The following is a 6,612-nucleotide window of genomic DNA, read 5'->3' as shown; positions in this document are numbered from 1 at the left end:
ACCATAACCATCGCTGGACGAAGGACACGGCCATTTAGCTCGTAACCTTTTTGCATTACAAACATAACGGTATTTGACTCATGGTCTGGGCTTTCTTGAATCGACATTGCTTGGTGCATTTCAGGGTTGAATGCCTCGCCTTCAGGGTTGATTTCCTTAAGGCCAAATTTACCCACAGCGTCAACAAATGTTTTATGAGTTAATTCAACACCTTCAATAATTGGTTTAACCGCTTCATTTTCAGCGTCTGCTGATTGAATAGCACGCTCTAGGTTATCGATGACAGGAAGTAATTCCTCAGCGAACTTGTTTAACGCATATTTGCGGGCTTTATCGATTTCCGTTTCAGTGCGACGACGCATATTTTCAACTTCAGCTTTAGCACGCATTACTGAATCTTGCTGCTCCTTTAGCTTAGCTTCACTAGAAAGCAGAGCCGCTTCAAGTTGCGCAACCTTTGAGTCTTGCTCAAGGTCTTCTGTCTCTTGGTTCCATTCGATATCAGCTTCACTACCTACAACTTCGGCTTCAATATCTTGCACCGTATCTTGCTGCTGCAGTTCATCTTGGTTAATTTTGTTTTCTTCGTTGCTCATGATATCTCCAGAATCTAATTCCATCTGTATCTAAAGCATCACGTTTATCACTCTTTAGACACATAAAAATTCGCATAAATAGCTAACTTGCCATTATTATGGGGATGAAGATTGTCGAATCAAGCCTATTTAGTGCGGAAAACCTATGAAAAAGCCTTTTGAAGTGATCGCCATCATTGGTAAACCCAGAGATCAGCAAGCAATTCAGACCCATAGAGAGTTATATAACTGGCTCAAATCCGAAGGATATAAGGTTTTCATTGATGACCGACTCGCTGATATTTTAAGCGATATACCACGAGAAGACTTTTCAAGCCTGATTGAACTTGGAAAAGCTGCGGACTTAGCTATTGTCGTTGGAGGTGATGGTAATATGCTCGGAGCGGCAAGAGTGCTATCTCGATTTAAAATCTCTGTGATTGGGGTTAACCGTGGCAGCTTAGGCTTCTTGACCGATCTCAACCCAGAAGATTTTCAAACTGCATTGAAAAATGTCTTAGACGGAGAGTTTATTGTTGAAGAGCGCTTTCTACTTGAAGCGGAAGTGCATCGCCACGGCCAAGTAAAAAGTCACAATGCAGCATTAAATGAAGCTGTGCTTCACCCTGGGCAAGTCGCCCATATGATTGAATTTGAAGTGTATATAGATAAGAGCTTTGCTTTCTCTTTGCGTGCAGATGGATTGATAGTGTCGACCCCAACAGGTTCGACCGCTTATTCTCTATCTGGCGGAGGACCGATTCTTTCTCCAAGCCTCAATGCTATTTCTCTGGTGCCTATGTTTCCACATACGCTTTCCAGTCGTCCTTTGGTTGTTGACAGTAAACGTCGGATAAGACTTGTAGTGTCACCAGAAAACAGAGGAACTCAAGAAGTAAGCTGCGACGGGCAAGTGTCTCTACCTGTATCACCGGGCGATGAAATTCATATCTACCAAAGCCCCAATACGTTAAATTTAATCCACCCGAAAGATTACAGCTATTATCATGTGCTGAGAAACAAGCTAGGTTGGTCAAGCCGATTGTTTTAGAAGGCTAATTAGATAAACAACCAAGGTTAGTATATTCACTAACCTTGGTTGCAAATAATCGTTATTTAATCACACCACACACGATTCTGGCGCCACCACCACCAAGAGGTGCTGGGTGATCAGAATGGTTATCCCCACCAGCGTGGATCATAAGCGCGCGGTTTTTCACATCAGTAAGTTGCACTCTTGGGGCTAATACTGGTTGAGTTGCCATACCCTTGCTATCAACATAGAGTGCTGGCAAATCGCCAAGATGATTATTGTCAGTCCAAGGCGTTCCATGCTTACCCGTTTGTTTAGGATCGTAGTGACCACCTGCTGCGCCGCCTAACACTGTCTTACCATCTTTACTAATGCTGTCACATGAGGCGTTAGTATGAATATGAAATCCATGTAGGCCCGCTGGCAAGTTGCTCAAATTAGGCGTAAGAACCGTTCCGTAAGCCGTTTGCTCAAGTGAAACGCTACCAACGGATTTGCCCGAATTTAGATCGACCATTTCTACGTCAGTGGTATTGGCCAAAGCGGTAGCCGAAAACATCATCATCAGCGCAGCAAGTTGTGTTTTATACATGAGGTATTCTCCCATTTTCTTATTTGTGTAAGGCAAAGCGACTTTGCTCATAGGCTATTGATATAAACTTCACCGACTATAACGCCTGCGCCATCAGCTCGTGAAATCAAAACCACCTATTAATAACATAGGCAACAACAATGGCCCTGACAATGACAAAATGAAAATAATTTGATTTACTCCTCTTTACTGTATAAAGAAACAGTATATACTGTTTCTTTATACAGTATTGGTAATTCAGACAGGTGTGAAAGATGCTGGCTCATTTAAGTGTTAATAACTTTGCAATTGTTAAGTCGCTACAGCTTGAACTTTCTAAAGGAATGACAACCATCACAGGCGAAACCGGCGCAGGCAAATCGATTGCCATCGATGCACTTAGCCTATGTTTAGGCGGTAGAGCAGATGCCAGTATGGTGAGACAAGGAGAAGAAAAAACCGAAGTCAGCGCAGCTTTTACTCTGGAAGATAATATCAATGCAACACGCTGGCTTGAAGATAATGATTTACTTGATGGCAATGACTGTATCTTGCGCAGAATCATCAGTAAAGAGGGCCGCTCAAGGGCTTTTATTAATGGCAGCCCAGTTCCTTTGTCACAGCTTAAAAGTCTCGGGCAATTATTAATCAACATTCATGGCCAACATGCTCACCATCAATTAATGAAAGGTGATCATCAAATGGCAATGCTAGACCAATATGCTGGGCACGGAAACCTATTAGAAAATACTCGCAATGCTTATCAAGTTTGGCGCCAAGCGGATAATCATTTAAAACGGCTCAAAGAAAATAGCGCGGCTAACTTAGCGCAAAAACAACTCCTTGAGTATCAAATCAAAGAGCTTAATGAGCTCTCTCTTGACGAGGGTGAATATGAACAACTCGAACAAGAACACAAACGACTATCCAACAGCGGAGAATTGGCCACCATTTGCCAACAAGCCATCGAACTTATATACGAAGGTGAAGAAGTTAATGCGCTTGGTATTCTCCAATCAGCCAACCACTCCTTAGTTCAACTGGCCGATCTCGATAATACGCTTACTCAGCTTCCTGATATGCTTTCAGAGGCCATTATTCAGATTGAAGAAGCTAACCGTGAGCTACGTAGCTATATGGATAACATTGATGTTGATCCAGCGCGAATGAATTACGTCGAAGAGCGTTTTTCAAAAGTCATGTCAATGGCACGTAAGCATCATGTTTTACCGAGTGAGCTCTATCAGCATCATCAAGATTTGCTAAACCAAATCGCCGACCTTGACTGCTCAGATGAAAAGCTGGATGAATTACACCAAGGTGTTGAAGAAGCTTATCAAGGCTTTGCTAAAAGTGCAGAAAAACTCAGTAAATCTCGCTGCCGCTATGCAAAAGAGCTCAATAAGCTGATCTCCACAAGCATGCATGAACTGAGTATGGAAAAAGCGCAGTTTTGTATCCAAGTTGATAAACAAGATACGCACCCCTCGCCTCTTGGTATCAACAACGTGTGTTTCTTGGTATCAACTAACCCTGGTCAACCCCTTGAGCCGATTGCCAAAGTCGCGTCAGGTGGCGAACTATCAAGGATATCACTCGCCATACAGGTCATTACCGCTCAAAAAGTCGATACTCCAAGCCTGATTTTTGATGAAGTGGATGTAGGGATCAGTGGCCCGACAGCGGCTGTGGTTGGCAAAATGCTGCGTAAATTGGGAGAGTCAACTCAAGTTCTTTGTGTGACTCATTTACCGCAAGTAGCAGGCTGTGGCCATCATCAGCTCTTTGTTGCTAAGCATACCAAAGCCGGTAAAACCGAAACACAAATGCGCGCACTGGATAACGAACAAAGGATCTCAGAGCTCGCCCGACTACTCGGTGGTAGCGAGATCACTGAATCAACCATTGCCAATGCGAAAGAGCTTCTGATAGCAGCTTAAGATACCCACTCAAGGTAACAGTACTATGGGAATTTGGAACGAGTTTGCAACTTAATTCAAAAATCGCGGTCTGAAACAGTTCAAAACAAGATGAGCTTTTTACTTTAGCGCTCAGCTTGTTTATTATCAGCCCAATTAAAGAAATTTCCGTTACAAGAATTCATTCATATGCAAATAAAAAAGTGGCTTGTTATTGCGCTTCCACTCTCGATGACACTGTTAACAGGCTGTTCTTTACTAGAAAAGCTTGTATACCGGATTGATATCAATCAAGGTAACTACGTAGAGCAAAAAGCCGTTGATAAATTAAAGTTTGGCATGACAAAAGAGCAAGTTCGCTTTGTGTTAGGCTCGCCTATGCTGGTTGAAAATGGTTATCCAAATACTTGGTATTACATCGATCTTCAAACCGAAGGCCACCAAGATTCGGTGCAAAAGAATCTTATCACTCGCTTTAGCGATGAAGGTAAACTGGTCAGTATTGATGGTGACTTTGCGCCAAGCCCAAGCTTCTTTGAGCAAATACATTAAGCTCATCATTTTAATAGCTCAGAAAACAGAAGGGTTGAAGTATAAACTTCAACCCTTTTACCTTTGATAAGATTAATTGGCTATTTAGCTAAGCACGAAATAGTTATTAATCTGTAGCGCTTTCTTTTCTCAGTGGATTTTGTTTTCCACCAGTCACAGGATCAGCGCTGCCTGCTTGTTTGGCTTGCTCTGCTCTCTTACGGCGAATATCTTTTGGGTCCGCAAGAAGAGGACGATAAATCTCTATTCGATCTTTGTCTCTTACCGTCGCGTCAAGCTTAATATTACGACTAAACACACCGACTTTATTTACCGACAAATCCACTTCAGGATATTGCTCTAGTACCCCAGACTGGCGAATAATGTCTTCAACCGTCATCGCGCGGTTAACTACCAAGGTGTATACACGCTGCTCGTGTGGCAAGGCATAAACCACTTCAACATGGATCATTTCAGACTCAATACTCATAGCATGAATACACCTGTTTTGCGCGCTGGGTAAACGCATTCACCATATTATTGGTCAACTCACTAAAGACTTTACCAAACGCCAATTCAACCATTTTACTTGAAAATTCAAACTCCAGTTTGAGTTCAACTTTACATGCTTTTTCATCCAAAGCGGTGAAAAACCAGCCCCCTTTAAGGGTTTTAAATGGCCCATCGACAAGGCTCATTAAGATCGCTTCACCCTCAACCAATTGATTCGAAGTGGTAAAGGTTTTACTTATTCCCGCTTTTGAAACATCAACAGAAGCCACCATCGCAGACTGACTCGACTCAATAACTTTAGATCCAGAACATCCTGGTAGAAATTCAGGGTAACTGACCACGTCATTGACTAAATCAAACATTTGCTGTGCACTAAATGATACCAAAGCCGAACGACTGACTTGCTTCATAAAGATTCCTCGTCATACATGCCAAAACAGCTGGCATATATCAATTTTACTTTTATTTTTGCCCTTAGCGCAAATAAAGGGATTTCTTATCTTAGCGCCTGACCGTATAATGGCTCCATTATGGCAAAGAAAAAATCAAAACAAAAAGCGGGTAGCAATACCATCGCGCTCAACAAAAAAGCTCGCCACGAGTATTTCATTGAAGATGAAATCGAAGCTGGCATGGAGCTACAAGGGTGGGAAGTGAAAGCCCTTCGCCAAGGTAAAGCCAATATTTCTGAAAGTTACGTATTTATGCGTGACGGTGAAGCCTTTGTGAGTGGCATGACAATCACTCCTCTTAATCAGGCATCGACGCACGTTGTCGCCAATCCGACACGTGTGCGTAAACTTCTTATGAGTCGTCGCGAACTGGATAATTTACTAGGACGCATCAATCGCGAAGGCATGACATTAACAGCACTCTCGCTCTACTGGTCACGCTCTTGGGTTAAAATAAAAATCGGTGTGGCTAAGGGTAAAAAGCTTCACGACAAACGAGACGATCTAAAAGACAAAGATTGGCAGCGCCAAAAAGCTCGAGTGATGAAGAGCTCACTGCGCTAATCTTAACCACTTAAACGCATAGCGCTAGACAGTACGTCTGTTTCTGGTACTATGCAAATAACACTTTGGGGCTGATTTAGGATTCGACAGGAATTTTGCAGTCTAAGGTGCATGCCGTGGGGCGGTTGGCCACGTAAAAAGCCGCAAAAAAATAGTCGCAAACGACGACTTTATCGGTTCAGAACGCCTAGCGGCGTAATTCTAGTCTAAACCACTAGCTGACCTCTCTCGCCCTAGCTTCCGCACGTAAGACGGGGAACAACGAGGGATCAAACCCAAACGCGCTAGCCCGGATTCTCCCGCCTGAGAGATGAACGGCGAAATTCAATTCAGGCTAGTCATTCATTCGCGTGTCGGTTCGCAGGTGGGTGGCGAAATTAAAGATCGACTAAGCATGTAGTACCGAAGATGAATGGTTTTTGGACGCGGGTTCAACTCCCGCCAGCTCCACCAA

At 43.1% G+C, this 6,612-nt stretch carries 8 protein-coding genes and 1 other RNA gene; 5 read left to right on the top strand and 4 right to left on the bottom strand.

Annotated elements, in window-relative coordinates:
• A partial coding sequence (gene grpE / locus AAFM34_RS20005; protein ID WP_341665892.1) for a nucleotide exchange factor GrpE occupies positions 1 to 596 on the bottom strand: 596 nt, incomplete at its 3' end.
• 145 nt (positions 597 to 741) lie between these two features.
• Here grpE and nadK point away from each other — a divergent pair.
• Entirely contained in the window at positions 742 to 1,626 is an 885-nt protein-coding gene (nadK, locus tag AAFM34_RS20000; protein WP_341665890.1) for an NAD(+) kinase, read from the top strand.
• Positions 1,627 to 1,687: 61 nt separating this feature from the next.
• Here nadK and sodC read toward each other — a convergent pair whose 3' ends face one another.
• Entirely contained in the window at positions 1,688 to 2,200 is a 513-nt protein-coding gene (sodC, locus tag AAFM34_RS19995) for a superoxide dismutase [Cu-Zn] SodC (RefSeq protein ID WP_341665888.1), read from the bottom strand.
• A gap of 254 nt (positions 2,201 to 2,454) precedes the next feature.
• Between sodC and recN the strand changes: the two genes are divergently transcribed.
• Both recN and bamE read left to right on the top strand, forming a co-directional pair.
• Positions 2,455 to 4,119, top strand: coding sequence for a DNA repair protein RecN (gene recN, locus AAFM34_RS19990; protein ID WP_341665886.1), 1,665 nt, complete (start codon positions 2,455 to 2,457; stop codon positions 4,117 to 4,119).
• Between the two features lie 168 nt (positions 4,120 to 4,287).
• Positions 4,288 to 4,650 carry an outer membrane protein assembly factor BamE gene (gene bamE, locus AAFM34_RS19985; protein ID WP_341665884.1) on the top strand — a complete coding sequence of 121 codons (363 nt, stop codon included), beginning with the start codon at positions 4,288 to 4,290 and terminating at the stop codon, positions 4,648 to 4,650.
• A 106-nt stretch (positions 4,651 to 4,756) separates the two neighbouring features.
• Here bamE and AAFM34_RS19980 read toward each other — a convergent pair whose 3' ends face one another.
• Together AAFM34_RS19980 and AAFM34_RS19975 are read right to left on the bottom strand one after the other, a co-directional pair.
• The gene (locus AAFM34_RS19980) at positions 4,757 to 5,119 is read right to left on the bottom strand and encodes an RnfH family protein (protein ID WP_341665882.1); all 363 of its coding nucleotides are present in this window, start codon (positions 5,117 to 5,119) and stop codon (positions 4,757 to 4,759) included.
• Positions 5,109 to 5,552 (bottom strand): SRPBCC family protein, encoded by a 444-nt coding sequence (locus tag AAFM34_RS19975; RefSeq protein ID WP_341665880.1) that lies wholly within the window; start codon positions 5,550 to 5,552, stop codon positions 5,109 to 5,111. Before AAFM34_RS19975 ends, AAFM34_RS19980 begins: the two co-directional genes overlap by 11 nt.
• Before the next feature lie 120 nt (positions 5,553 to 5,672).
• On the opposite strand from AAFM34_RS19975, the gene smpB reads away from it, so the two are divergent.
• Positions 5,673 to 6,158 carry an SsrA-binding protein SmpB gene (gene smpB / locus AAFM34_RS19970; protein ID WP_114786504.1) on the top strand — a complete coding sequence of 162 codons (486 nt, stop codon included), beginning with the start codon at positions 5,673 to 5,675 and terminating at the stop codon, positions 6,156 to 6,158.
• Between the two features lie 67 nt (positions 6,159 to 6,225).
• Positions 6,226 to 6,611, top strand: a transfer-messenger RNA (tmRNA) gene (ssrA, locus tag AAFM34_RS19965).
• Position 6,612: the final 1 nt, after the last annotated feature.

The organism is Vibrio sp., assembly GCF_038138445.1.
GTDB lineage: Bacteria > Pseudomonadota > Gammaproteobacteria > Enterobacterales > Vibrionaceae > Vibrio.
The sequence above is the reverse complement of the archived record's forward strand: the minus strand, read 5'-3'. Positions and strand labels throughout refer to the sequence as shown.